The organism is Pseudomonas sp. KH_027 (assembly GCF_057838565.1).
This window is the reverse complement of sequence record NZ_CM174470.1, coordinates 1,252,884-1,275,322: the sequence shown is the minus strand read 5'-3', so window position 1 is coordinate 1,275,322 and position 22,439 is coordinate 1,252,884. Positions and strand designations below refer to the sequence as shown.

The following is a 22,439-nucleotide window of genomic DNA, read 5'->3' as shown; positions in this document are numbered from 1 at the left end:
AAGGGGAGCAAATCTTACAGAAGCCCCCCGGCAAACGCCATGCAAGCTACAGGCAGCTCTTCTTACTTGAAGGTTTTCTGCTAGAATGTTCGGCTTTCTTTAACGACCCAGGTGAAACCTCCATGCAGCCCATGCTGAATATCGCGCTGCGCGCAGCCCGCAGCGCCGCAGAACTGATTTTCCGCTCCATCGAGCGCCTGGATGTCATCTCGGTCGACGAGAAGGATGCCAAGGACTACGTGACCGAGATCGATCGCGCTGCCGAGCAAAGCATCATCGCCGCCCTGCGCAAAGCCTACCCGACCCATGGCTTTCTCGGCGAAGAAGGCGGCCTGATCGAAGGCAGCGGTGATGGCGCCGACTACCTGTGGATCATCGACCCGCTCGACGGCACCACCAACTTCGTCCGTGGCGTGCCGCACTTCGCTGTCAGCATCGCCTGCAAATACCGTGGCCGCCTGGAGCACGCCGTGGTTCTGGACCCGGTTCGCCAGGAAGAATTCACCGCCAGTCGCGGCCGCGGCGCCCAACTCAACGGTCGCCGCCTGCGCGTCAGTGGTCGCACCAGCCTCGAAGGCGCCCTGATCGGCACCGGCTTCCCGTTCCGCGATAGCCAGATCGACAACCTGGACAACTACCTCAACATGTTCCGCAGCCTGGTTGGCCAGACCGCCGGCATCCGCCGCGCCGGCGCCGCCAGCCTGGACCTGGCCTACGTTGCCGCCGGCCGTTTCGACGCCTTCTGGGAGTTCGGCCTGTCCGAATGGGACATGGCAGCCGGCGCCCTGCTGATCCAGGAAGCGGGCGGCCTGGTCAGCGACTTCAGCGGCGGCCACGAATTCCTCGAAAAAGGCCATATCGTCGCCGGCAACACCAAGTGCTTCAAAGCCGTGCTGACCGCCATCCAGCCGCACCTGTCGCCCTCGCTGAAACGCTGAATTCGACAGTTCACAAAACCCGGCCTTGCGCCGGGTTTTTGTTGCCCATAATTTGTTGCCCATAAAAAAGCGCCCCGAAAGGCGCTTTTTATTTGCATCCACGCTATTGGCATTCGAACTATTGGGCAACCTGCCCCAACACCAACTGTCCATCTTTGTCGACTGGAATCTTGCTGCCCGGATCACGGTCCATGCGGACCTGCCCGATCTTGCCATCCAGCTGATACTTGACGTTGTAACCCACCAGCTTGTCACTGGTATCGGTCACGGTGTTGCAGCGCGTCTCAGTGGTGGTGTAGGTGTCGTTGGCCTGCATGTTTTCCTGGACCTTGTTGCCGGCATAACCGCCGCCAACCGCACCCGCAACGGTGGCAATCTTCTTGCCACTGCCGCCACCCACCTGATTGCCAAGCAAACCACCGGCTACCGCACCCAACACGCTACCGACGACCTGATGCTGGTCTTTGACCGGCTTCTGCCGGGTCACGGCGACGTCTTTGCAGACCTCACGCGGCGTCTTGATGGTTTCCTTGATCGGCTCAGCAGCAAGCACTTCAGCGTACTCGGGGCCGCCACCAACCAAACTGTAAGTAGCCACAGCGCCACCTGCGGTAACGCCTACCGCGCCGAGCACTGCACCAACGAGCATTGACTTGTTCACTTGAACCTCCTGGTTCGCTTCAAACAGGTATTGATACGTTCCACTCCTAGCCTTGGAGCACAGCATAGGGCCCAAGTTCCCAACCAATGCCCGTCGCCACACGGCAACCTTGGCACAGGCATCAATCAGGGACGCTCATCGACCTCTTCGGTCGCGACCGGCGGGATCAGATCCTCAACACTCAGGCTCAACCAGATCAGCACCACGTTGGCGATATAGATCGATGAGTAGGTACCCGCCAGCACACCGATGAACAGCGTAATAGAGAAACCAAACAGGTTATCGCCACCCCACACCAACAAAGCCGCAATGGCCAGCAGGGTCGAAATCGAGGTTGCCATGGTGCGCAGCAACGTCTGAGTGGTGGAGATATCGATATTCTCGATCAGACTGGCCTTGCGCAGCACGCGGAAGTTTTCCCGCACGCGGTCGAACACGACGATGGTGTCGTTCAAGGAATAGCCGATGATCGCCAGCACCGCTGCCAACACCGTCAGGTCGAAGGTGATCTGGAAGAACGAGATGATCCCGACCGCCACCACCACGTCGTGAACCAACGACACGATGGCGCCGACCGCAAACTTCCACTGAAAGCGGAACGCCAGGTAGAGCATGATCCCGCCCAGGGCCAGCAACATCCCCAGACCGCCCTGATCGCGCAGTTCTTCACCCACCTGCGGGCCAACGAACTCGACACGCTTGACCTGCGCCGGGTTATCCGCGCCAACCTGGCGCAGCGCCTCAGCCACTCGGGTACCCAACTGCGGATCATCACCCGGCATACGCACCAGCAAATCGGTAGTGGCACCGAAGCTCTGCACCACCGCCTCTTCATAGCCGGCCTTGGCCAGTTGCTCGCGCACCTTGACCAGATCGGCCGGGCGCTCGTAGGTCAGCTCGATCAGCGTTCCGCCGGTGAAGTCCAGGCCATAGTTGAGGCCCTTGTAGAACATACTGAACAGCGCCATGGCGGTCAGAAACAGCGTGACGCCGAACGCAATATTGCGCACGGCCATAAACTTAATCGTACGTTTCATAGCGGCCCCTTAAACCCACAACTTCTTGAAGTCACGACCACCGAAGATCAGGTTGACCATGCCACGGGTCACCATGATGGCGGTGAACATCGAGGTGAAGATGCCGAGCGACATGGTTACCGCGAAGCCTTTCACCGGACCGGTACCCATGGCGAACAGAATGCCACCCACCAGCAAGGTGGTCAGGTTGGCGTCGAGAATAGCCGTGAAGGCCCGATCGAAACCCTCATGAATGGCACGCTGCGTTGACATGCCATTGGCGATTTCCTCGCGAATCCGCGAGAAGATCAGCACGTTGGCATCTACCGCCATACCCATGGTCAGCACGATACCGGCGATACCTGGCAGCGTCAGCGTGGCGCCCAACAAGGACATCAGCGCCAGCAGCATGACCATGTTCAGACCCAGCGCCACCGTGGCCAGCACGCCAAAGAAGCGGTAGATGGCAATGATGAACAGCGAGACCAGCAACATGCCCCAGAGCGAGGCATCGATACCCTTGGTGATGTTGTCAGCACCCAGGCTCGGGCCAATGGTGCGCTCTTCGGCGAAGTACATCGGTGCCGCCAGGCCACCGGCCCGCAGCAGCAGGGCCAGCTCAGAGGACTCACCCTTGCCTTCCAGCCCGGTGATACGGAACTGGCTGCCCAGCGGCGACTGGATGGTCGCCAGGCTGATGATCTTTTTCTCTTCTTTGAAGGTCTGTACCGCAACCTCCTTCTCCACCCCGTCGACCATCTGCTTGACGTAGCGGGTCATGGGTTTCTGCTCGATGAAGATCACCGCCATGCTGCGCCCGACGTTATTGCGGGTCGCGCGGTTCATCAGCTCGCCGCCATGCCCATCGAGGCGGATATTCACCTGCGGACGACCGTTTTCGTCGAAGCTGGCCTGGGCATCGGTCACCTGATCGCCGGTGATGATCAGCCCACGCTCCAACGGTACGGCCGGACGACCCGGCTCGCGGAATTCAAAGGATTCGGTGGTCGCCTTGGTCGCATCCTGGCCAGCAGCCAGACGGAACTCCAGGTTGGCGGTCTTGCCGAGAATCCGCTTGGCCTCGGCAGTGTCCTGCACGCCCGGCAATTCGACCACGATGCGGTTGGCGCCCTGGCGCTGTACCAGCGGCTCGGCGACACCCAACTCGTTGACGCGGTTGCGTACAGTGGTCAGGTTCTGCTTGATCGAGTACTCGCGAATCTCCGCCAGCTTGGCCGGCGTCATTTCCAGGCGCAGCACCTGCAAGCCATTGCGCTCGCTCGCGGTCAGCTGGAAGTCGGTGAAGTCCTTGCGGATCAGGTCCTGGGCCTTTTCCAGCGTGGCTTCATCGCTAAAACCCAATTGAATCGCCCCATTCTGCTCCGGCAGGCTGCGATAACGCAGACGCTCCTTGCGCAGCAGGCTCTTCACATCACCCTCGTAAACCTTGCGCCGCGCGTCGAGCGCCTTGTCCATGTCCACTTCCAGCAGGAAGTGCACGCCACCGGACAAGTCCAGACCCAGCTTCATCGGGCTCGCACCCAGGCCACGCAGCCAGTTAGGCGTGGTTTGCGCCAGATTCAGGGCCACCACATAGTCGTCGCCCAACGCCTTGCGCACCACATCCTTGGCCGGCAGCTGGTCTTCCTTCTTCAGCAGGCGTACCAGCCCGCCATTACCCTTCTCGGACAGAGTCGACGCCTTGACCGCGATACCGGCATCTGTCAGCGCCTTACTCACGCGATCCAGGTCCGCCTGCCCGACCTGCAGCGCCGTGCTCGCCCCGGTGATCTGGATCGCCGGATCGTCTGGATAAAGGTTGGGCGCGGAGTAAATGAAGCCGATCGCCAGCACTGCCAGGATCAGCAAGTATTTCCACAGAGGGTATTTGTTCAGCATGACGCCGCCCGCTTATGACGCGGGGCGCCTTTAGCGCCCCGTCGAATGGTAAAAATGTGAAGTTAGATGGCTTTCAGCGTGCCCTTGGGCAGCGTGGCGGCAATCGCCGCTTTCTGAATCTTCAGCTCAACGGTGTCCGACACTTCGATCACGACAAAGTCATCGGTGACTTTGTTGATCTTGCCGGCGATGCCGCCGGAGGTGACCACTTCATCGCCCTTCTGCAGGTTGCCCATGAGGTTTTTGTGCTCTTTGGCGCGCTTGGCCTGCGGGCGCCAGATCATCAGATAGAAGATCACCAGGAAGCCGACCAGGAAAACCCACTCGAAACCAGTACCGGCAGGACCAGCGGCAGCCGGTGCAGCAGCATCCGCAAAAGCAGCGGGGATCAGAAAGCTCATATAACACTCCTGTTAAAGGGTCTTAGAAAGTTGATTTATCAGTCCAGCGGCGGGGTGCTAAGGCCGCGTCGGGCATAGAAGGAATCGACGAAGGCGGCCAATGTACCCTGTTGAATAGCCTCACGCAAACCAGCCATCAGGCGCTGGTAATGGCGCAAATTGTGGATGGTATTCAGCATGCTACCGAGCATTTCATCGCATTTATCCAGATGATGCAGATAGGCGCGGGAGAAGTTCTGACAGGTGTAGCAGTCGCAGGTCGGATCGAGCGTCGAATCGTCGTGCTTGTGCGCCGAATTACGGATCTTCAACACCCCGGTATCGACGAACAGGTGACCGTTGCGCGCATTGCGGGTCGGCATCACGCAGTCGAACATATCGACCCCACGGCGCACGCCTTCGACCAGATCCTCGGGTTTGCCAACCCCCATCAGGTAGCGCGGCTTGTCGGCTGGCATCTGCCCAGGCAGATAATCGAGTACGCGGATCATTTCTTCTTTCGGCTCACCTACCGACAGACCGCCAATCGCCAGGCCGTCGAAGCCGATCTCGCTCAAGCCATCGAGCGAACGCATGCGCAGATCCTGGTGCATGCCGCCCTGGACGATACCGAACAGCGCCGCCGTATTGTCGCCATGGGCGATTTTCGAGCGCTTGGCCCAACGCAGCGACAGCTCCATGGAGACCCGCGCCACATCGAGATCGGCGGGGTACGGCGTGCATTCATCGAAAATCATCACGATGTCTGAGCCCAGGTCGCGCTGCACCTGCATCGACTCCTCGGGCCCCATGAACACCTTGCTGCCGTTCACCGGCGAGGCGAAGGTCACGCCTTCCTCCTTGATCTTGCGCATGGCGCCCAGGCTGAACACTTGAAAACCACCGGAGTCGGTGAGGATCGGCCCCTGCCACTGCATGAAGTCATGCAGGTCGCCGTGGCGCTTGATCACCTCGGTGCCGGGCCGCAACCACAGGTGGAAGGTGTTGCCCAGGATGATCTGCGCACCGATCGCTTCGATATCGCGCGGCAGCATGCCTTTGACGGTGCCGTAAGTGCCGACCGGCATAAAAGCCGGCGTCTCGACGACACCACGCGGAAAGGTCAGGCGACCACGGCGCGCCTTGCCATCGGTGGCCAACAACTCGAAGGACATACGGCTGGTGCGGGTCATGCTTGATCCTCGGGTCCGCGCGGCGCGGGATTGCGGGTAATGAACATCGCATCACCGTAACTGAAGAAGCGGTAGCCGTTGGCGATGGCGGCCGCATAGGCCGCCATGGTTTGCGGGTAACCGGCAAACGCCGAGACCAACATCAACAACGTGGATTCGGGCAGATGGAAATTGGTCACCAAGGCATCGACCACATGAAACGGGCGCCCCGGGTAGATAAAAATGTCGGTGTCGCCACTGAAAGGTTTGAGCTGACCATCGCGCGCGGCGCTTTCCAGCGAGCGCACGCTGGTGGTACCGACGGCAATCACCCGACCACCGCGCTGACGGCAGGCGGCAACGGCATCCACCACATCCTGGCCAACCTCGAGCCACTCGTTGTGCATGTGGTGATCTTCGATGCGCTCGACGCGCACCGGCTGGAAGGTACCCGCACCAACGTGCAGCGTGACGAAGGCGATTTCTACCGCCTTGGCGCGAATCGCCGCCAGCAAGGCCTGGTCAAAATGCAGCCCCGCCGTGGGTGCCGCCACCGCGCCGGCGCGCGCGGCGTATACCGTCTGGTAGCGCTCACGGTCCGCCGCGTCGTCCGGGCGATCTATATAGGGAGGCAACGGCATATGGCCGACGCGATCCAGCAGCGGCAATACATCCTCGCTGAACCGCAGCTCGAACAATGCATCATGCCGCGCCAACATCTCGGCCTCGGCGCCGCCATCGAGCAGAATCCGCGAGCCCGGCTTGGGCGATTTGCTCGAGCGCACATGGGCCAAGACCCGGCGCGTGTCGAGTACCCGCTCGACCAGCACTTCCAGCTTGCCGCCGGAAGCCTTCTGGCCGAACAGGCGGGCCGGAATCACCCGGGTATTGTTGAACACCATCAAATCGCCAGGACGTAGATACTCCAGCAGATCGGTGAACTGGCGGTGCGCCAACGCCCCCGTCTCGCCATCCAGGGTCAGCAACCGGCTGGCATCGCGCTCGGCCAACGGGTGACGGGCAATCAGGGACTCAGGCAGCTCGAAGTTGAAATCGGCAACACGCATGATGGGAGGTCATTTTGCAGGGCCGCGAAGTTTAACGGAAATACCTCAATTTGACCACGCAACACGATTGACCAGGGCCGACGTGCTCCCTATACTGCGCGCCGAATATGCCCTGATGGCGGAATCGGTAGACGCGGCGGATTCAAAATCCGTTTTCGAAAGGAGTGGGAGTTCGAGTCTCCCTCGGGGCACCAAATACCTGTTTCGACCTGTCTCTGACAGTCTACGAAACACCCTGCAAAGCCCGCCTAGTGCGGGCTTTGTTGTTTCTGGCTGTATCTCCTTATCTCCCCCTATACCTTCCCTCCGTGTATCCCACCTTGTATCCTGGGGAAAACCCCTAACTTTGGGATACATAACATGAAGCGTTCCGAGATCAAGCGCCGCCCGCTGGCTGACACCGTGCTGAGCAGCCTTGAGCCAGACGCACAGGAATATCGAGAACTACATGAGCGCGGGCTTTACTTCCGGGTGAAGCCGAACGGCGGCAAATCGTGGCAGCTCCGCTACAAGAACGCGGCAAGCAAGTGGGCATGGATGGGGTTAGGCAGTTACCCCGAAGTGAGCGCTAAGCGCGCCAGCGAGGAAGCCGACAAGCTGAGGAAGCTAATCAGCGACGGGATTGACCCCCAGGAACAAAAGCTCGCCGACAAGACTGCCATTGAAACAGCCAAGACCCGGACATTCCGCGTGGCTGCTGATGGCTGGCTCAAAGCCAAAGTCGATAAAGGGCTGGCCGACTCCACCCTGAGCAAGATCCGCACCTATCTGGAGAAGGACATACTCCCCGCCCTGGGTGACAAGCAGCTGGACGAAATCACCCGCACCGACTGCGCCGCCCTGCAAGCCTCACTCGAAGCCCGCGACGCCCATAACGTTGCCGAGAAGTGCCGCACCTGGGTCAATCAGATATTTGGCCGAGCCATCGGCCTGGGGCTGACGGAGAACGATCCGGCCAGCAGGCTGCGCGATATAGCCGCCCCCGCCCCCAAAACCCAACAACACCCACACCTGCTGGAGCCCGAACTGCCGGAGTTCATCCGCGCACTGAAAACCACCACCAGCCGCCTGCCGGCCAAGACTGCCGCCTGGCTTTGCATCTGGACGGCATCCCGGCCCGGTATGGTGCGCCTGGCAGAGTGGGCAGAAATCGACTTCGCCGCAGCCACCTGGACGACACCCGCCGCCAAGATGAAGATGCGCCGGGATCATGTGGCACCCCTACCCCGCCAGGCACTCGATGCCCTACGCGAACTCCACCGAGTGACAGGCCGTAGCCGCTGGCTGTTCCCCGGCGTAGGGCCGAAGAACCCGACGATCAGTGAAAACACCATCAACAAGGTGTTCGCCGGCATTGGGTATAAAGGTCGCCTGGTCGGGCATGGCACCCGCCACACCGCCAGCACCCTGCTACGCGAAAACGGCTGGCAGAAAGATCACATCGAGGCGCAACTGGCCCACAAGGAAGAGGGCATATCCGGTATCTACAACAAGGCCCAGTACCTGGAACAGCGCACGACCATGATGCAATGGTACGCCGACCACCTGGACACACTGGCCGCCGGCAACGTGGTGCAAGGCAACTTCGGCAAGGTGGTTTAGGTATGTGTACCCGCACCCCTCAAAAATCCGGTGTTCTTGGTGTTCTTGGTGTTCCCTATTCGCTGCAAGCCAGTAACGATGTGGCTTACAGCGACGGAACACCAACGCACGAAAGGCGGAACACCAAGCCCCAAGAACACCAAAGGTGTTCCGAGCAGACGGGCCGCAAGCAGAACACCGCCGCCCTGATTGAGCGGCGCCATCACCACCACTGCGAGAACACAACACGGCGCCTGTTCTGCCCTGTTGGCCGCCTTTCGCTTCGCTCGGTGTTGCATTTCGGCGCATGGCTGCCGCCCGCGACTGGGGCCTGGGGTTACCGATGACAGACAGGTCAACCCTTGGGACGCTTCGCCGTAAGTACGGAGGGGTGTGTATTCCGCTGGAGCAGGTAAGGCGCGAATACCTGCCCCATATTGGGAATACAAGCTATCTGCTACGCATCATTCGAGAGGGACGCATATCGCTGCGCGTGGTCAAGGCAGACTGGGGTCAGCGGGCTCAATGGGTTGTGTACCTGCACGACCTAGCAGACTGGATTGACCTAATTGGTCAGTCCCATGAGCGTAGAGATTCGCCCGAAAGCTGATGACCGTTCGTCTGGTCAGTTTGGCACGAACACGGTTGAACTGTGTTCAACTGAGTTGAACACGGTTTTGTTCGACAGAGAAAAAAACGTTATTCCCATTCGCAGAGAAACTGAATAGATAGCTATCCCTGTATCCATAAACACAGGGAAACAGCTATGAACATCACCGCCCAGCCGCCAACTTTGGCAGCACTTCAACACCGTCGCGCCGCCGTTGATATAACCCTTAACCCCACCGATCTACTCCAGCCGGAAGATGCCGCACTGGTGCTGGGCGTATCGGCCAGGACTCTAGCCGCCTGGCGCAGCACCGGGCGTTATGCCCTGCCCTTTATTCGTTGCGGCGCTCGCATTCGCTACCGTCGAGCCGACTTGGCCGCCTGGCTGCAAAGCCGTCTGTATCCCGGCGCCACCGCTCCGATGAAAGGGGCCGCGTAATGACCAAGCCCAAGCAACCCCGCCCCATTCCTGCCGGCCCTCTGCCGTCCGCCCCAACACCGCTGACCGGTAATGTTCAACCGCTGCGCCCCAGCACCAGCAAGGCCAGCGCACCAGCACATGCCTTTGACCCCGCCACCACCTTGATTCGGATGCCTGAACTTGAGGCGCTAACAGGCCTCGCTCGTGCCACGGTGTACAAGCGCTTGAAGGATGACCCGACCTTCCCCAGGCCCGTGCCACTGAGCAGCAGCACCGCCAGAGGCGCCCCGGTGGCGTTCGTGCTGGGCGAGGTACAAGGCTGGGTTCGTGGCCGCATTGCCGCACGCGGGGTGGCCGCATGACTTACCGCCGCGCACCTTTCGACGGCCCCTACTGCGACCACACCGGGATTGGCTTTATGCCACCAAACCCCGAGGGTATGAACTGGCGGGCGCGCTCTATCGTGACGATCTGCTGCAACCCACTGGAACTCGAAGAGGCTGTGTTTCTTAACGCCGATGGCTATCGCGTGCCACTGGAACCGCACCCCTACGAATTGCGCCACCTGCTGGCCCGTGCTGAATCGAGGGAATACGGCAACGTGGAAGGGCTGGGGCAATTTGCGATAAAGCCCGCCCGACTGAATAGCATGGCCAGTTCAGGCCAGCTTAAGCGCTGGGTCATTCATAGGCTTGCGCAACCCAACGGCTATGCGAATGACCCCGCTGTATGGGCCACGCACGAGACCCACGACTTAGAGGAAGAACGCAAATTTACCGAGGCCAGTTATCGCGCCGCCGTCACCCATTGCAATCGAGGGACTGAGCTGCCAGGTGTTGATCTGCCGTGGCCTTCCGCGTCGGGCGCAGCACCAGCAGAAGTACCCGACCTTGCGCACTGGCTGAGCGAGGCTGAAGCAGTACGCCGCGCCGCGCTGGCAGATAAGTACCGAACGGAAAAGACCAAGGATGACGCCGTCTCTGCCTGGTTGCGTGGTGACGTGGGCAACCCGCCGTTGCTGGCACTGATGCTGGGGGCTGCCTGATGACCGCCGCCCAAGCCAGCCCGACGTGGCCGGGTTCCCAAGCATGAGTCAACTGCATGCCTTCGAACTTATCCACCACGTTGGTCTGTCTGCCGCCTGCCTGCGACGGCTGGAGAGTTACCGGCGCCAGCAGGAACGGCGCGGCGCCCGAGTAGTGCTGCTGAGCTGGCCCGATGGCACTTGGTGCGCGCTGGCGCTGCATGCCGGCCACCTCGGCGCCGTGGTGCTTGCCGATGAACAAAAGGCCGACGCCTACCGACAAGGCCGCGAACTCATCCACGCCAGATGCCTGCCCCTGCTGGCCCTGCGCTTCGACCTCCACGCCTGAAACGAAAACGCCCCGGTGGCTGCCGGGGCGTAGGAGATGAATCAATATGCACGCTCAATCTATGCCGTGGCCGATGGCCGCGCAAGCCCTTCGCCGCCTGGCCGTTGTTGCACTCCCCAAAACACCGCGCTACTCTGCCCCCGTCGCTGCAAAATCAGCGGACGGGTTTGGCGACCCGATCAACTCTAGGCGCACAAGCGCCATCGTATCGAAAGTAGGCGCTTTTTTTGTGCCTGCTGCTTCGCTTTATGGTGGCTGTGCGCGGGATACCCTCGGGTATGCCGGGTTCCTAGAGTCCCGGTTCGCCAACCTGCGCACAGCCGCCACCCAATATCGTTTGGCGACGATTAGTGGCGGTTCCTCAACTCTAGGAGCCGTACCCATGAAGCACTCGCACGCCCTCAATCCGTCCGCCATTCAACAGCACGCCGCCTCTCTGAAGGCCCGCGCTATCGCCGCGCTGCATGCTGATTCGTCCCTCTCCGTCCGCCTGGCCCGCTACAACGCTGCGATGGCCAAAGCCCGCGCCCTGGAAGTTGTAGGGGGTGCGCAATGAACGCCCATCGTCAAACCATGCTTGATTGTGAGGCCCAATTGAATGGGGCCAGCGATGCGATGGCCATATTGCGCGGCCTGTTTCCTGCCATGCGCTCGATTGACCCAGCAGACGCTGCAGCCGTGGCCAGGGCTGGCCGCTATATCGCGGATGACTTCGCCAATATGCTGGATGTTGATGCTGAGAAATTGCGCATTGAAGCGGCCCGCATGGCTGGGGAGGTGCGCTCATGAGCCGCCGCCCTGTTACTGCTGCCCTTGGCTTCCACGCTATCAGCGGGCGCCACCTTTTTTCAGTAAACCCCGGCCTACCGCTGCACGATGCTTTGGAGCAGGCCAGCAACCTGCTGGAGTCTATCGAACGGCTCACGGTGGTAATTGGTAGTGATTGCGTAAGCGTTGACCATCGCCGAGATGCATTCGCAGCCAGTTACCTAGCCGAGATGGCCAAAGCTCTGGTTGATGCCTGTGCATCTGGTGCCTTGCTCTCCGGGGGTGACGAATGAGCACTAGCAAAGCTACTGAGATTGCAGAGCATTACATTAAGCAAGCTGCCGCCGCCTTCGATGTGGCCAACCTTGATTTGCTGCGCCGAGCCGGCCTTGACAGCATTCATGCTCTGCGTGCGTCTGGCCTGCTGAGCGCTGCCGAAAATGCCGACGCGCTTAACCGGCTAGTTGATACCTGCACCGCACGTTATACCGAGCTGACTGCCGCCCCTGTAAACCTTGACGGGGGGGGCTGAGCATGGCTGAGCAAAAACCAAAACACCCCACCTTTGCCGAGGTGAAGGCCGCAGCCTTGCGTGCAATTTCGCAAGTGCTGGGGCGCTGGCTGCCAGGCGGCAAGGTTACGGACGGCGGGAAGGAATACACCGCCCCTAACCCACGGCGCGCCGACAAGCATGCCGGCTCTTTCAAGGTGAGTTTGGCTAAGGGCACCTGGTGTGACTTCGCCACCGGCGAAAAGGGCGGCGACCTAATCGACCTGGTGCGCTACCTGGACGGCGGCACCGATGTAGATGCCTGCAACAAGCTGGCGGACTTCCTGGGCGTCACGGCCACCAGCACCAGCAGCCCCGCGCTGGCCGGCCCTAGCAAGGCCAAGGCGCCGGAGTGGGTGGCGGTGCTGCCGATCCCTGACGACGCGATGCGCAAAGTTCCGGCGAAGCATCGCCAGCACGGCCAGCCCTCGAAGGTGTGGATCTACAAAAACGCCGAAGCCCTTCCCCTGATGGCGCTCTATCGCTTCGACCTGGGGCCGGATGCCAGCGGCACCCCGCGCAAAGTGTTCGCCCCACTGACCTGGTGCCAACCTGCCAATGGTGGCGCACCGCAATGGCGCTGGCAGGGTCTGCCCGAGCCGCGCCCACTGCTGCGCCTGGATGAGCTGGCCAAACGCTACGCCGATCCCGTGGTGCTGTGCGAAGGGGAGAAATCCGCCGACGCCGCTGCCGAGCTGCTGCCCCACTACGTGGCGACCTGCTGGCCGAACGGCACCAACTCTTGGCGCAAGGCTGACTTTGCCCCACTGGCCGGGCGTGACGTGCTGCTGTGGCCAGACAATGACGCGCCGGGTTTGGCCTGCATGGATGCCCTGGCCGACCACCTGCGCCAGCTTGGCGCCGCCTCTGTGCGCGTGCTGGCGCTGACCGTATTCAGCCAGCGCCCCGGCCTCACTGGCGACACGCCGACCTTTGCAGCCGGTGGCGAATGGGCCGAAGGTGACGACGCCGCCGACGCAGCGGCCAAGGGCTGGACGCCTGCCCATCTGGCCGAGCTGGAGCGCAGCGCCGAGTTGTTCGCCCTGGCACCAGCACCAGCGGCGCCAGCGGCGCCGGTTGCCGAAACGCCCTTCGCCAAGCCAACCAGCAGCCACAAGGCGAAGACCAAACCCAAAGCGGAGACGCTACCCGGCGGCTTTCGCGTGACGGCGGACGGGGTGTTCTATGCCGGCGACGATGGCGAGGCCCGGCCCGTTTGCTCCCGTCTGGAAATCCTCGCACGCACCCGCGACGACAAGGGCCACAACTGGGGCTTGCTGGTGGAGTTCGACGACCCGGACGGCGGTAAGAAACGCTTGAACATTTCCGCCAGCAGCATGGCCGGCGACTTCGGCAAGGAGGTGTTGGCGCCGCTGGTAAACATGGGCCTGCGCCTGGCTGGCAGTCGCTCGGGGCGCAACACCCGTAACGACCTGCAAAGCTACCTGCAAGGCTACGACAGCGCCGAGCGCTCCCGCCTGGTCACGCGCCTGGGCTGGCATGGTGATGCCTACCTGTTGCCTGAGCAGCAGATAGGCGCCAGCACTGAGCACCTGCACTTCTACGATGCCGGCGCCCAGTTGCCGCCGATCAGCCAGGCCGGCAGCCTGGAACAATGGCAGCAGCAAATAGGCGCGCTGTGCGTGGGCAATCACCGCCTGGCCTTTGTTGTGTGCGTGGCCTTCGCCGGGCCACTGCTGCATCTGCTGGGGCAGGAATCGGGCGGCTTCCACCTGTACGGCGACAGCTCAGGCGGCAAGACCACGCACCTGCAAGTGGCCGCCTCGATCTACGGCGGGCCGCGCCTGGTACGCACCTGGCGCTCAACCGATAACGCCCTGGAGTCCATCGCCGCCGCCCACTCGGACGGGGTGCTGGTGCTGGATGAGATCGGCATGTGTGACCCGCGCATCATCGGTGAAACCGTGTACATGCTCGGCAACGGCACCGGCAAGGCGCGAGCCAATGACCGGGGCCAGGCGGGCCGAGCGGTTCAGGAATGGCGCCTGCTGTTCCTCTCCACCGGGGAAAAGACCCTGGCGCAACACATGGCCGAGGCTCACAAGGAATTGAAGGCCGGCATGGAAGTGCGCTTGCTGGCCGTGCCTGCGGACGCCGGCAAGGGTCTGGGCATGTTCGAGGCGCTGCATGGTTTTGAGGATGCCGCCGCCCTCTCTGACGCGCTCAAGGCCAGGGTCGGAAAATACTACGGCGCGCCCTTGACTGCTTTCCTGTCGGCCCTCTGCGAACCCGGCAAGCTGCGCGGCTATACCGCCATCCTGCGCAACACCCTGGAACGCTTCGCCGCCGATGCGCTACCGGCCAGCGCCAGCGGCCAGGCCCATCGAGCGGCCACCCGCTTCGGCCTGGCTGCCGCAGCGGGAGAGCTGGCCACTGCGCTTGGTGTAACAGGTTGGCCAGATGGCACGGCCACCGCTGCGGCGCGGGCATGCTTGGACGCTTGGCTGGCTGAACGTGGCGGCGCCGGGAATCTGGAAGGTGACGCCATCGTCGCCAGGCTGCGCGGTGTGGCTGAGCGCTACGGTGAAAACCGCTTTACTCGCTGGGATGCCATCGCCGCCAAGACTGACGACCACGCCCCGCGCACCACCGACCGCCTTGGATTTCGCCGCACCATGGAACATGGCGTGGGTGATTCGCTCTACACCTCGGTGACCTACTACTTCTTGGCCACCACCTGGCGTGACGAAGTGTTCAAGGGCATGAACCTGCGCAACGTTAACCGAGAGTTGGTAGCCCGTGGGATTCTGGAGCCGGGCGGCGATGGCAAGGCCGCGCAATCCGTGACGCTACCCGGTATGCCCAAGGGTCGCGCTTACGTGGTCAGTGGTAGCGCCTTGTTTGACGATCAACCCGAGGCGCTGGCCGCTGCGGCCTAACCTCTCTGCTCACCCGCTGGCACCCTGCCAGCGGGTGCCTACTGATGACAACCAGCCCCGCACCGCTGGCTAGATAACGCCCCGCCCTGACCTGCTGGCCTGCTTTACCCAGTCAGGTGTTCCATCATCCCTGCACCTACGATCCGCTCCCGCTGTCTGTTCGGTGTTCCATTACTCTCGCCTGACCATGGAACACCTTTGGCGTTCTTGGGGCTTGGTGTTCTGCCTTTTATGCGTTGGTGTTCCTTAGCTACAGGCCCCGCCACTCCTGACCTGTAGCACTTACGGAACACCAAGAACACCAAGAACACCGGATATTCGCCAGGTACGGGTTAGCACGCCCCCGACGCCCCGTTAGGGGCAGGTGCCAGCAGCGGAGAGAGTCTATGCACCGCGCCGTGCTATGGATGAGCCAGCCTCACGATCCGAGCACACACCGAGGCCGGGGGCCCCTGCTCCGATGGTAGTCACACGGGTAATTCGAGCCCCGCCGATTTGTTAGCGCCCACCCCGGTAGGTTAGTGAACTGGTGAAATTGGTTAACAGGGTGAAATCCTAGGTTAACCATTAGATCAGTTATGTTGTGCAAGGGTCCTCCCGATGGGGGGTACCCCTACACGGGTAATTCGAGCCATGTTTTCTCTCTAGCTGTTGTGAGCACCTGGATGTCTGTCTTTGTATACAGGGTGGGGTGGGTCGAGAGTCTATGGCTTTTTGGCGCCGAACGACGGGGGGAGCCAAGTTTACCGTGGCGCCAAGAATTTATATGGGGGGGGGTCAAGCAGCGTTGTAATTGGTTAAGGATTGACCAGAAAATAGGCCAGCAGCCGGCACCGTGTATCCCTGCATGTATCCCCAGCCACACAACACCGCTACAAGCCTAGTAATTACTGGAAAGTTAGCGTCTCCCTCGGACCAAACGCTTGAAGAAAGGCCTTGATTATCAAGGCCTTTTTTTATGCCTGGCGCAAATGCGGGGTAATGAATTCACGCCCTGCCCCAGACGCTCTCAAGCCTCGCAATAGCCCCTCGCGCGCTACCGCGCAACCCTCGCCGAAGCAGCCTGAAAGCCGCGTAAACAGGCACATTACAACGCTTTACTCTGCCTTTTTCGGGGCTTGTTTTTCATCTTTGAGTTAGCGTAGAGTTCCTCGACTGTGTTTGCATGGGTCGCTTTTGAAGCGTGACCTGATGCAGTAGATCCTTCGATTTGCTACATCCCGCCCGACTGCTCTTACCCCCTGCAACCAGTCCAGCACTCTTCCATACAAGAGGCTGTCATCAACTCAAGCTCCAAGGAAATAAGATATGTCGAATCGTCAGAACGGTACCGTCAAGTGGTTTAACGACGAGAAAGGTTTTGGTTTTATCACTCCAGAAAGCGGTCCGGATCTGTTCGTACACTTCCGCGCTATCGAAGGTAACGGCTTCAAGAGCCTGAAAGAAGGCCAACGCGTTAGCTTCGTCGCAGTTCAAGGTCAAAAAGGCCTGCAGGCCGACCAGGTTCAAGTCCTGGCCTAACGCCTGCGCCTGAACGAAAAAGCCTCTGATGGCAACATCAGGGGCTTTTTTGTGCCCAGGTCTTTTGTCTCCAGTGCCGGTAGAATCCAGCACCTCTTGCGCAGCGAGCCCTCTGTCATGCCGAAACACCAGCTACGCCCACAAGGCGACTTCCCCATTGCCGGCCTGCCTCGACGCCTGGCGGCAATGTTCTATGACTCGCTACTCTGCGTGGCGCTGCTGATGGTCGTAACCCTGGCCTACCAGCAGATCGTTCTGAGACTGATCTTCGGCGCAGAGCGCCTGAAGGCGATGGCCGAGAGCGGCGCGCTGAACGGCGACCCGATTCTTTCCACCCTGCTGGTGTTCAGCCTGTTCGGGTTTTTCAGCAAGTTCTGGACACACTCGGGCCAGACACTGGGCATGCAGGTCTGGGGGGTTCGCGTGCAGAACGCCGACGGTTCCGCCATTACCTTGTGGCAGGCGCTCTTGCGCTTCATCGTCGCCATCGCTTCCTGGCTGTGCCTGGGCCTGGGCTTTGTCTGGATGCTCTGGGACAAGCAGAAGCGCAGCTGGCACGACATGTATTCCGACTCACGGCTGGTGCAGCTACCCAAGCAAAAGAAGTAAACCGACACCCATGAAAAAGCCGGCCCCAACAGCCGGCTTTTTCATACCCGAGCCGTCAACCCGCTCGGCGCAGCATCCAGATACCGGCCAAGCCGCAGATGACGCTCGGGATCAGCACTGCCAGCAACGGCGGAAAGCCGAACACCAGGCTCGAAGGCCCGAGCAGGTCCTGGGCGATGCGAAACACAAAGCCCACCAGCACACCGGTGAACACCCGTTGCCCGAGGGTGACCGAGCGCAATGGCCCGAAGATGAAGGAAATCGCCATCAACACCAGCGCCGCGGTCACCAGGGGTTGCAACACCTTGGTCCAGAAAGCCAGCCAGTAACGGCCATTATTCAGGCCCTGCTCGGCCAGGTACTGGATGTACCGCCACAGCCCGGTGACCGACAACGCCTCGGGCTCGAGCACCACGGTACCCAGCAGCTGCGGGCTCAACTGGACATCCCAGCGCTCACTGGGTGACTTGAGCAATTCCGTGCTGCGCTCATGAAACTTGGTGGTCGCCACATCTTCCAACTGCCAATGATCGCCCTGATACAGCGCGCGCTTGGCGAAGCTGGAGGACTGCAGATGGCGCTGATCATCGAACTGATACCGCGTTACCCCGTAGAGCACGCCATTGGGTTGCACAGCGTTGATATGCACGAACTCATCACCCTGACGATGCCAAAGGCCACGCTTGGCACTCTGCGCCGCTCCGCCACCTTGCGCCATGGAGCGACTGGCCTGCCCGAGGTTCTCGCTCCAAGGCGCCAGGTATTCGCCGATCAAGACGCCGACCAGCATCAGCACCAGCATCGGCTTCATCACTGCCCAAACGATGCGCCCGACCGAAACGCCCGCCGCACGCATGATGGTCAGCTCGCTGCTGCTGGCCAGATTGCCAAGGCCGATAAGGCAGCCGATCAAGGCCGCCATCGGCAACATCTCGTACACCCGCCGCGGCGATGTCAGCAGTACATACCAGGCGGCATCCCCCAGGCCATAGCCGCCCTCGACATCACCCAACTCGTCGATAAAGGCGAACAGCAAGGCCAGGCCGACGATGATGCCCAGCACGGTGAGAATCGCGAAGAACACACTGGTGCCGATGTAGCGATCCAACCTAACCATGAGCCAGCTCCCGCGCAGCACGACGACCCGCCCACTTCAGGCGCAACGGCTCCCAGTACAGCAATGCCAGACCGATCAACAAAAACACCCCGTGTACCCACCAGAGCCCGAGCCCCAGGGGAATCTTGCCCTTGTCCAAGGCACCGCGCGCGGCGATCAGCAGGGACAGGTAAGCCATATAAAGGAGAATCGCCGGCAACAGCTTGAGGAAGCGGCCCTGGCGCGGATTGACGCGGGACAACGGTACCGCCAACAAGGTGACGACAAACACCAGCAGCGGAATCGACAGTCGCCACTGCAACTCGGCCTCATGCCGCGGATCATCACTGCCAATCAGCTCACGGGTGGGAATCGCCTCGCGCTCGCTGATCTCGCTGCTGACCTCCGGCTTGAGCAGCAACACGCCATAGGTGTCGTACTGAACTGCCCGGTAATCGGCCTCGCCAGGGTTGCCGTCATAGCGGTAACCGTTTTCCAGGATCAGGTAGCGGCTGCCATCGGCCTGAATCTCCTGGCGCCCCTTCTGCGCGACCAACACCGTGATGCCCCGCTCCTTGTCACCGGCCTTGGAAAGACGCTTCTCCGAGATGAAGATACCGCCAAGCTCACTGCGATCGGCCGACATATCCTGGGTATAGGTGACCCGCGAGCCACTTTTCATTGCCTGGAAACGCCCAGGCACCAGGGTATCGAACTCGGTCAGCGCATCCTGCTCGTTGAGTATCTTCGCCACCTGGGCCACCCCTTGCGGCGCCAACCCCATGCTCAGCCAAGCCACCAGCAGCGCCACCAACAGCGCCGGCACCAGGCTGTAGCCCAGCAGACGCTGCTGGCTCATGCCGGTCGCCGACAGCACCGTCATTTCGCTGTCGAGATAGAGCCGTCCGTAAGCCAGCAAAATGCCGAGAAACAAACCCAGCGGCAGAATCAACTGCAAAAAGCCCGGCAAGCGGAAGCCCATGATCAGGAACAACACGCCCGGATCGAGCGCGCCCTGTGCAGCCTGGGCCAGGTACTTGATGAAGCGCCCGCTCATAATGATCACCAGGAGCACGGCACTCACCGCACTCAAGGTCACCAGCACTTCGCGAGACAGATAACGGAAGACGATCAAACCAGACACTCCAGGGTTGTCAGGCTCAGGCGGCTAAGCTCAAACTAGCCGTCTGTTGCCAGCCCGCCTGAGGCGGGCCACCGAAAAAATATCAGGGTGTTTGAAAACGCAGCGAACGAAGGTCAGGCAAGGCAAAAACAGGCGAGGACGCGCAGTTTACGTGCTGTAAATGAGCAGTCCGAACCTGTTTCTAACGCCGCATCACCGAGCTCAGTAGTTTTCAGACAACCTAAACGCCGCATTATCCTGTAATACCGACCTGTTGTCTTGGGGACACCTCGCCATGGAATTCGTTGTCAAAAGTGCACGCCCGGAATCTCTGAAAACCGCCACCCTGGTTGTCGCCATTGGCGAAGGCCGCACGCTCAGCGAAGCGGCCAAGGCCGTTGACAACGCCTGCGACGGCGCCCTCAGCGCCCTGCTCAAGCGCGGCGACCTGGCCGGCAAGCTTGGCCAAACCCTGCTCCTGCACAGCCTGCCCAACCTCAAGGCCGAGCGCGTACTGCTGGTTGGCAGCGGCAAGGAAGACGAACTCTCTGACCGCCAATTGCGCAAATTGATCACGGCAGTACAAGGCGTATTGAAGAGCTTAGGCGGCAAAGACGCCGTGCTCGCACTGGATGAGTTGCACGTCAAAGGTCGCGACGCTTACGGGAAAACCCGTTTGCTGGTGGAAACCCTGGCCGATAATGACTACAGCTTCGAGCGCTTCAAGAGCCAGAAAGGCGAAGCCCGGGCGCTGAGCAAACTGACGCTGCTGACCGAAAAAGCCACGCTGGCCGACGTCGAACGCGCCGCCACCCAGGCCCAGGCGATTGCCGCGGGCATGGCGTTCACCCGCGATCTTGGCAACTTGCCGCCAAACCTTTGCCACCCGAGCTTCATCGCCGAAGAGGCAAAAGCGCTGGCCAAAACCCACAAGAATCTGAAAGTCGACGTACTCGACGAGAAGAAACTCAAAGAACTGGGCATGGGCGCCTTCCTCGCCGTGTCCCAGGGCAGCGATCAGCCGGCACGGCTGATCGTGCTGCAGTACAACGGCGGCAAGAAGAGCGAACAGCCTTATGCGCTGGTCGGCAAGGGCGTGACCTTCGACACCGGCGGCATCAGCATCAAGCCGGCGGCTGGCATGGACGAGATGAAATACGACATGTGTGGCGCCGCCAGCGTGCTCGGCACCTTCAAGGCGGTGCTCGACATGCAACTGCCGATCAACCTGGTCGGGCTGCTGGCCTGCGCCGAAAACATGCCGAGCGGCAGCGCCACCCGTCCGGGCGACATTGTCACCACCATGTCCGGGCAGACCGTGGAAATTCTCAACACCGACGCCGAAGGCCGCCTGGTGCTGTGCGACACCCTGACCTACGCCGAACGCTTCAAGCCGCAAGCGGTGATCGACATCGCCACCCTCACCGGGGCCTGCATCGTCGCACTGGGCAGCAACACCTCGGGCCTGATGGGCAATAACGACGAGCTTGTGCAGCAGTTGCTCAAAGCCGGCCAAAGCGCTGACGACCGCGCCTGGCAAATGCCGCTGTTCGACGAATACCAAGAGCAGTTGGACAGCCCTTTTGCCGACATCGCCAATATCGGTGGGCCGAAAGCCGGCACCATCACCGCCGGCTGCTTCCTGTCGCGCTTCGCCAAGAAGTACCACTGGGCGCACCTGGATATCGCCGGCACCGCCTGGATCAGCGGCGGCAAGGACAAGGGCGCGACCGGGCGACCGGTTCCGCTGCTGACCCAGTACCTGCTGGATCGAGTCAACTGATGCTGCTTGGCCCTCACCGCATAAGCGGCGGCGCTCAGGCTGGCTTGCAGCGCAGCATGAGCCGGCGCAGCGGCATCGAGGGCCGCAAATGACTCGCGTCGAGTTCTACGTCTTGTCCTCGGCCAACCCCGCGGATCGCCTGCGCGCCGCCTGCCAGCTGGCCAGCAAGGCCTGGCGCCACGGCATGCCGGTGTTCCTTCGCTGCGCCGACGAGACGCAGTGTGCGCAGGTCGACGAATTGCTCTGGCGCTTCAAGGCCGAGACGTTCGTGCCCCATAGCCTGTATCGGGAAGACCCGCAGGCGCCCGTGGTGCTCGGGCTCAACGATGAGCCGGCGCAGCAGGCGGGCCTGCTGATCAACCTCGACCCCAGCCTGTCGCCGTTCGTCGAACGCTTCGGCCGGGTGATTGAAATCGTCAATCAAGAGCCCGAGCAACTGCACAGCTCGCGTGAGAATTTCCGTACCTATCGTCAGCTGGGCTATGACCCGCAACGAGTCGAACTGTAGCCTTAACCCATGGACACGCCAAAACCACCGCAAAAACCCACCCACCTGTTGGATGACCTCGAGTCGATCCGCGAATTCCTGGCCGGCGACGATGGCCTGGAACCCCCGCTGCTCACCGACTCCATCGAACTGGGCGAGATTCCACTGCTATCCGACATCGTCGCGCCAGGCGCGCCGCCGACACCGCTCGGCCCCGGCCCGATTGCCACGCCCGCCCCCGCCCCACAGCCGATAACCCTCACCGAGCGGGTGCAACAGACGGTTCTTGAAAGCCACTCCGGCACCAGCAGCACCAGCGAACTGTTGCGCCTGGATAACGAGCTGCGGGCCGCGGCGCAGCTGATCCTGCAGGATGTCATCGACGATTTCGTGCCGCAGATCGAGGCCGAACTCAAGCGCCGCCTGGAAGCACGCCTGACCCGCCTGCTGCCACCGCGCAAGTTCTGAACCCAGCCAGCCGTCAC

At 61.4% G+C, this 22,439-nt stretch carries 26 protein-coding genes and 1 tRNA gene; 19 read left to right on the top strand and 8 right to left on the bottom strand.

The features are described from left to right. The first annotated feature begins 122 nt into the window (after window positions 1-122). Window positions 123-938 carry a type III secretion system regulator SuhB gene (suhB, locus tag AC3IYG_RS05965; RefSeq protein ID WP_489312843.1) on the top strand — a complete coding sequence of 272 codons (816 nt, stop codon included), beginning with the start codon at window positions 123-125 and terminating at the stop codon, window positions 936-938. A gap of 118 nt (window positions 939-1,056) precedes the next feature. Here suhB and AC3IYG_RS05960 read toward each other — a convergent pair whose 3' ends face one another. The 6 genes from AC3IYG_RS05960 to queA all read right to left on the bottom strand — a co-directional run bounded on the left by AC3IYG_RS05960 (window position 1,057) and on the right by queA (window position 7,133). Further along, a complete protein-coding gene (locus AC3IYG_RS05960; RefSeq protein ID WP_489312842.1) occupies window positions 1,057-1,599 on the bottom strand; it encodes a glycine zipper 2TM domain-containing protein in 543 nt (180 codons plus the stop codon). A 125-nt stretch (window positions 1,600-1,724) separates the two neighbouring features. After that, window positions 1,725-2,636, bottom strand: a complete 912-nt coding sequence (secF, locus tag AC3IYG_RS05955) for a protein translocase subunit SecF (RefSeq protein ID WP_489312841.1) — start codon at window positions 2,634-2,636, stop codon at window positions 1,725-1,727. A 9-nt stretch (window positions 2,637-2,645) separates the two neighbouring features. Then, entirely contained in the window at window positions 2,646-4,514 is a 1,869-nt protein-coding gene (secD, locus tag AC3IYG_RS05950; RefSeq protein ID WP_489312840.1) for a protein translocase subunit SecD, read from the bottom strand. A gap of 62 nt (window positions 4,515-4,576) precedes the next feature. Beyond that, window positions 4,577-4,915: a preprotein translocase subunit YajC gene (gene yajC / locus AC3IYG_RS05945; RefSeq protein WP_489312839.1), complete on the bottom strand. Its 339-nt coding sequence runs from the start codon at window positions 4,913-4,915 to the stop codon at window positions 4,577-4,579. A 38-nt stretch (window positions 4,916-4,953) separates the two neighbouring features. Then, on the bottom strand, window positions 4,954-6,069 hold the full coding sequence (gene tgt, locus AC3IYG_RS05940; RefSeq protein WP_489313847.1) for a tRNA guanosine(34) transglycosylase Tgt: 1,116 nt from the start codon (window positions 6,067-6,069) through the stop codon (window positions 4,954-4,956). A 14-nt stretch (window positions 6,070-6,083) separates the two neighbouring features. Beyond that, the gene (gene queA / locus AC3IYG_RS05935; RefSeq protein ID WP_489312838.1) at window positions 6,084-7,133 is read right to left on the bottom strand and encodes a tRNA preQ1(34) S-adenosylmethionine ribosyltransferase-isomerase QueA; all 1,050 of its coding nucleotides are present in this window, start codon (window positions 7,131-7,133) and stop codon (window positions 6,084-6,086) included. Window positions 7,134-7,242: 109 nt separating this feature from the next. Here queA and AC3IYG_RS05930 point away from each other — a divergent pair. From AC3IYG_RS05930 to AC3IYG_RS05860, 15 genes are all read left to right on the top strand, one after another. Next, a tRNA-Leu gene (locus AC3IYG_RS05930) sits at window positions 7,243-7,327 on the top strand. Between the two features lie 166 nt (window positions 7,328-7,493). Further along, entirely contained in the window at window positions 7,494-8,735 is a 1,242-nt protein-coding gene (locus tag AC3IYG_RS05925; RefSeq protein ID WP_489312837.1) for a tyrosine-type recombinase/integrase, read from the top strand. 2 nt (window positions 8,736-8,737) lie between these two features. Beyond that, entirely contained in the window at window positions 8,738-9,061 is a 324-nt protein-coding gene (locus AC3IYG_RS05920) for a hypothetical protein (protein ID WP_489314005.1), read from the top strand. Beyond that, window positions 9,022-9,324 (top strand): pyocin activator PrtN family protein, encoded by a 303-nt coding sequence (locus tag AC3IYG_RS05915; RefSeq protein ID WP_489312836.1) that lies wholly within the window; start codon window positions 9,022-9,024, stop codon window positions 9,322-9,324. Before AC3IYG_RS05920 ends, AC3IYG_RS05915 begins: the two co-directional genes overlap by 40 nt. Window positions 9,325-9,480: 156 nt before the next feature. After that, complete coding sequence (locus tag AC3IYG_RS05910) at window positions 9,481-9,762, top strand: helix-turn-helix domain-containing protein (protein ID WP_489312835.1); 282 nt, start codon at window positions 9,481-9,483, stop codon at window positions 9,760-9,762. Further along, complete coding sequence (locus tag AC3IYG_RS05905; protein WP_489312834.1) at window positions 9,762-10,106, top strand: helix-turn-helix transcriptional regulator; 345 nt, start codon at window positions 9,762-9,764, stop codon at window positions 10,104-10,106. Before AC3IYG_RS05910 ends, AC3IYG_RS05905 begins: the two co-directional genes overlap by 1 nt. Then, window positions 10,103-10,789: a hypothetical protein gene (locus AC3IYG_RS05900; protein WP_489312833.1), complete on the top strand. Its 687-nt coding sequence runs from the start codon at window positions 10,103-10,105 to the stop codon at window positions 10,787-10,789. The genes AC3IYG_RS05905 and AC3IYG_RS05900 overlap by 4 nt, the downstream gene beginning before the upstream one ends. Window positions 10,790-10,832: 43 nt before the next feature. Continuing rightward, a complete protein-coding gene (locus tag AC3IYG_RS05895; protein WP_489312832.1) occupies window positions 10,833-11,117 on the top strand; it encodes a hypothetical protein in 285 nt (94 codons plus the stop codon). A 382-nt stretch (window positions 11,118-11,499) separates the two neighbouring features. Beyond that, window positions 11,500-11,673 (top strand): hypothetical protein, encoded by a 174-nt coding sequence (locus AC3IYG_RS05890; protein ID WP_489312831.1) that lies wholly within the window; start codon window positions 11,500-11,502, stop codon window positions 11,671-11,673. After that, window positions 11,670-11,906: a hypothetical protein gene (locus AC3IYG_RS05885; protein ID WP_489312830.1), complete on the top strand. Its 237-nt coding sequence runs from the start codon at window positions 11,670-11,672 to the stop codon at window positions 11,904-11,906. Before AC3IYG_RS05890 ends, AC3IYG_RS05885 begins: the two co-directional genes overlap by 4 nt. Beyond that, the gene (locus AC3IYG_RS05880; protein WP_489312828.1) at window positions 11,903-12,178 is read left to right on the top strand and encodes a DUF3077 domain-containing protein; all 276 of its coding nucleotides are present in this window, start codon (window positions 11,903-11,905) and stop codon (window positions 12,176-12,178) included. Before AC3IYG_RS05885 ends, AC3IYG_RS05880 begins: the two co-directional genes overlap by 4 nt. Beyond that, window positions 12,175-12,417, top strand: coding sequence for a hypothetical protein (locus tag AC3IYG_RS05875; protein ID WP_489312827.1), 243 nt, complete (start codon window positions 12,175-12,177; stop codon window positions 12,415-12,417). The genes AC3IYG_RS05880 and AC3IYG_RS05875 overlap by 4 nt, the downstream gene beginning before the upstream one ends. A 2-nt stretch (window positions 12,418-12,419) precedes the next feature. Further along, window positions 12,420-15,335, top strand: coding sequence for a DUF927 domain-containing protein (locus AC3IYG_RS05870; RefSeq protein ID WP_489312826.1), 2,916 nt, complete (start codon window positions 12,420-12,422; stop codon window positions 15,333-15,335). 1,308 nt (window positions 15,336-16,643) lie between these two features. Further along, window positions 16,644-16,856: a cold-shock protein gene (locus AC3IYG_RS05865; protein WP_119955978.1), complete on the top strand. Its 213-nt coding sequence runs from the start codon at window positions 16,644-16,646 to the stop codon at window positions 16,854-16,856. 117 nt (window positions 16,857-16,973) lie between these two features. Beyond that, the gene (locus AC3IYG_RS05860; protein WP_489312824.1) at window positions 16,974-17,465 is read left to right on the top strand and encodes an RDD family protein; all 492 of its coding nucleotides are present in this window, start codon (window positions 16,974-16,976) and stop codon (window positions 17,463-17,465) included. Window positions 17,466-17,520: 55 nt separating this feature from the next. On the opposite strand, the gene lptG is transcribed toward AC3IYG_RS05860, so the two are convergent. Continuing rightward, a complete protein-coding gene (gene lptG / locus AC3IYG_RS05855; RefSeq protein ID WP_489312823.1) occupies window positions 17,521-18,582 on the bottom strand; it encodes an LPS export ABC transporter permease LptG in 1,062 nt (353 codons plus the stop codon). Then, the gene (gene lptF / locus AC3IYG_RS05850; protein ID WP_489312821.1) at window positions 18,575-19,696 is read right to left on the bottom strand and encodes an LPS export ABC transporter permease LptF; all 1,122 of its coding nucleotides are present in this window, start codon (window positions 19,694-19,696) and stop codon (window positions 18,575-18,577) included. Before lptF ends, lptG begins: the two co-directional genes overlap by 8 nt. A 283-nt stretch (window positions 19,697-19,979) precedes the next feature. Between lptF and AC3IYG_RS05845 the strand changes: the two genes are divergently transcribed. The 3 genes from AC3IYG_RS05845 to AC3IYG_RS05835 all read left to right on the top strand — a co-directional run bounded on the left by AC3IYG_RS05845 (window position 19,980) and on the right by AC3IYG_RS05835 (window position 22,422). Beyond that, a complete protein-coding gene (locus tag AC3IYG_RS05845) occupies window positions 19,980-21,467 on the top strand; it encodes a leucyl aminopeptidase (protein WP_489312820.1) in 1,488 nt (495 codons plus the stop codon). Between the two features lie 88 nt (window positions 21,468-21,555). Beyond that, window positions 21,556-21,975 (top strand): DNA polymerase III subunit chi, encoded by a 420-nt coding sequence (locus AC3IYG_RS05840; protein WP_489312819.1) that lies wholly within the window; start codon window positions 21,556-21,558, stop codon window positions 21,973-21,975. Between the two features lie 9 nt (window positions 21,976-21,984). Further along, window positions 21,985-22,422 carry a DNA polymerase III subunit chi gene (locus AC3IYG_RS05835; protein ID WP_489312818.1) on the top strand — a complete coding sequence of 146 codons (438 nt, stop codon included), beginning with the start codon at window positions 21,985-21,987 and terminating at the stop codon, window positions 22,420-22,422. Window positions 22,423-22,439: the final 17 nt, after the last annotated feature.

What these genes read in the sequence shown, in the direction of transcription:
- lptG (WP_489312823.1), bottom strand. Translation starts at nt 18,582, where the DNA reads ATGGTTAGGTTGGATCGCTACATCGGCACCAGTGTGTTCTTCGCGATT.
- queA (WP_489312838.1), bottom strand. Translation starts at nt 7,133, where the DNA reads ATGCGTGTTGCCGATTTCAACTTCGAGCTGCCTGAGTCCCTGATTGCC.
- suhB (WP_489312843.1), top strand. Translation starts at nt 123, where the DNA reads ATGCAGCCCATGCTGAATATCGCGCTGCGCGCAGCCCGCAGCGCCGCA.
- AC3IYG_RS05880 (WP_489312828.1), top strand. Translation starts at nt 11,903, where the DNA reads ATGAGCCGCCGCCCTGTTACTGCTGCCCTTGGCTTCCACGCTATCAGC.
- AC3IYG_RS05860 (WP_489312824.1), top strand. Translation starts at nt 16,974, where the DNA reads ATGCCGAAACACCAGCTACGCCCACAAGGCGACTTCCCCATTGCCGGC.
- yajC (WP_489312839.1), bottom strand. Translation starts at nt 4,915, where the DNA reads ATGAGCTTTCTGATCCCCGCTGCTTTTGCGGATGCTGCTGCACCGGCT.
- AC3IYG_RS05840 (WP_489312819.1), top strand. Translation starts at nt 21,556, where the DNA reads ATGACTCGCGTCGAGTTCTACGTCTTGTCCTCGGCCAACCCCGCGGAT.
- AC3IYG_RS05915 (WP_489312836.1), top strand. Translation starts at nt 9,022, where the DNA reads ATGGCTGCCGCCCGCGACTGGGGCCTGGGGTTACCGATGACAGACAGG.
- AC3IYG_RS05925 (WP_489312837.1), top strand. Translation starts at nt 7,494, where the DNA reads ATGAAGCGTTCCGAGATCAAGCGCCGCCCGCTGGCTGACACCGTGCTG.
- AC3IYG_RS05845 (WP_489312820.1), top strand. Translation starts at nt 19,980, where the DNA reads ATGGAATTCGTTGTCAAAAGTGCACGCCCGGAATCTCTGAAAACCGCC.
- AC3IYG_RS05835 (WP_489312818.1), top strand. Translation starts at nt 21,985, where the DNA reads ATGGACACGCCAAAACCACCGCAAAAACCCACCCACCTGTTGGATGAC.
- AC3IYG_RS05870 (WP_489312826.1), top strand. Translation starts at nt 12,420, where the DNA reads ATGGCTGAGCAAAAACCAAAACACCCCACCTTTGCCGAGGTGAAGGCC.
- AC3IYG_RS05920 (WP_489314005.1), top strand. Translation starts at nt 8,738, where the DNA reads ATGTGTACCCGCACCCCTCAAAAATCCGGTGTTCTTGGTGTTCTTGGT.
- secF (WP_489312841.1), bottom strand. Translation starts at nt 2,636, where the DNA reads ATGAAACGTACGATTAAGTTTATGGCCGTGCGCAATATTGCGTTCGGC.
- AC3IYG_RS05905 (WP_489312834.1), top strand. Translation starts at nt 9,762, where the DNA reads ATGACCAAGCCCAAGCAACCCCGCCCCATTCCTGCCGGCCCTCTGCCG.
- AC3IYG_RS05900 (WP_489312833.1), top strand. Translation starts at nt 10,103, where the DNA reads ATGACTTACCGCCGCGCACCTTTCGACGGCCCCTACTGCGACCACACC.
- AC3IYG_RS05910 (WP_489312835.1), top strand. Translation starts at nt 9,481, where the DNA reads ATGAACATCACCGCCCAGCCGCCAACTTTGGCAGCACTTCAACACCGT.
- tgt (WP_489313847.1), bottom strand. Translation starts at nt 6,069, where the DNA reads ATGTCCTTCGAGTTGTTGGCCACCGATGGCAAGGCGCGCCGTGGTCGC.
- AC3IYG_RS05890 (WP_489312831.1), top strand. Translation starts at nt 11,500, where the DNA reads ATGAAGCACTCGCACGCCCTCAATCCGTCCGCCATTCAACAGCACGCC.
- AC3IYG_RS05885 (WP_489312830.1), top strand. Translation starts at nt 11,670, where the DNA reads ATGAACGCCCATCGTCAAACCATGCTTGATTGTGAGGCCCAATTGAAT.
- AC3IYG_RS05875 (WP_489312827.1), top strand. Translation starts at nt 12,175, where the DNA reads ATGAGCACTAGCAAAGCTACTGAGATTGCAGAGCATTACATTAAGCAA.
- AC3IYG_RS05895 (WP_489312832.1), top strand. Translation starts at nt 10,833, where the DNA reads ATGAGTCAACTGCATGCCTTCGAACTTATCCACCACGTTGGTCTGTCT.
- AC3IYG_RS05865 (WP_119955978.1), top strand. Translation starts at nt 16,644, where the DNA reads ATGTCGAATCGTCAGAACGGTACCGTCAAGTGGTTTAACGACGAGAAA.
- secD (WP_489312840.1), bottom strand. Translation starts at nt 4,514, where the DNA reads ATGCTGAACAAATACCCTCTGTGGAAATACTTGCTGATCCTGGCAGTG.